Annotated in this window: 1 protein-coding gene and 1 pseudogene; both read left to right on the forward strand. The window is 68.6% G+C overall.

Annotated features, from left to right (window positions below):
- Nucleotides 1-846, forward strand: an 846-nt coding sequence (gene trbG / locus LO50_RS21795; protein WP_052816841.1) for a P-type conjugative transfer protein TrbG, incomplete at its 5' end; no start/stop codon positions are given.
- A 2-nt stretch (nt 847-848) separates the two neighbouring features.
- Nucleotides 849-1,196 (forward strand): annotated as a pseudogene (locus LO50_RS21800) (TrbI/VirB10 family protein); the annotation flags it as partial.

Below are 1,196 nucleotides of genomic sequence, written 5' to 3' on the forward strand. Positions count from 1 at the left end.
GTTGTTGCCATTCCCGAGCCGCTGGCGCTGCCGGCGCAGTTGAAGCCGCTGCCGGAGGTGGACGAGGCCAAGCCCGCGCCGGAACCGGCCGACGAGACCGTGCGCGTGTCGAAGGCCAATGCAGAGGCGCGCATCGCGCCCACGCGCGAAGGCTACGTCAATGCGACTCAAGTCTGGCCCTTCACCGATGGCGCGCTCTATCAGGTCTATGCCGCGCCGGGGCGTGTGACCGTGGTTTCGCTCCAGCCCGGCGAGGAACTGGTGACGGTCGCGGCCGGCGATACCGTGCGCTGGATCGTGGGCGACACGTCCAGCGGCAGCGGCGACGAGTTGCGCGTCAATGTGCTGGTCAAGCCGATCCGTTCCGGGTTGAAGACGAACCTGGTCATCACCACCAGCCGCCGGACGTACCTGCTGGAACTGACTTCGACGGAAAGGGCGTGGATGGCGTCGGTGTCCTGGGACTACCCGAAAGACCGGATGCTGGCCTTGCAGCGCCAGTCGCAGGCCGCACAGGCGACCGCGCCGGTGGATACCGGCCTGTCGCTGGAGAAGATCCGCTTCCGCTACGCGATCAGTGGCAGCAATCCGCCGTGGAAGCCGCTACGCGCCTTCGATGACGGCGAGAAGGTCTATATCCAGTTCCCGGCGGGCATCGCCCAGGGCGAGCTGCCGCCGCTGTTCGTGATCGGTGCGCAGGGCGACGGGCAACTGGTGAACTACCGTTTCCGCTCGCCGTACTACATCGTGGATCGGCTGTTCGGCGCCGCCGAACTGCGCCTGGGTGGAGACAAAGGCGACGTGGTGCGGATCGAACGCACGGATGGCGTGGCACGGAGGAACTGACCATGACTCAGGACGACACTCCCGACCTCGCCACGCCGCAGGCGGGGAAGATCGCGCCCGAGGCGGTGGCGCTGCGCGCCCAGCCGCGCCCGGTCACGCGCCTGAACCGGCGCACGCTGGCCATCCTCGCCGGCGTCCTGTCGGTCGCCGTGCTCGGCGCGCTGATGTGGTCGCTGCAACCGCAGCGGCGCGGTGCGGGCGAGCAGACCGAGCTTTACAACGTCGATCGCGTCTCGAAGTCCGAAGGGCTGGATGGCCTGCCGGCCGATTACTCGAAGCTGCCGCCGAAGGTGCCCGAGCTGGGGCCACCGCTGCCGGGCGACCTGGGGCCAGCCATCGTGAACTCGCAG

This window comes from Stutzerimonas stutzeri (genome assembly GCF_000935215.1).
In the GTDB taxonomy this organism is placed as follows: Bacteria; Pseudomonadota; Gammaproteobacteria; order Pseudomonadales; family Pseudomonadaceae; genus Stutzerimonas.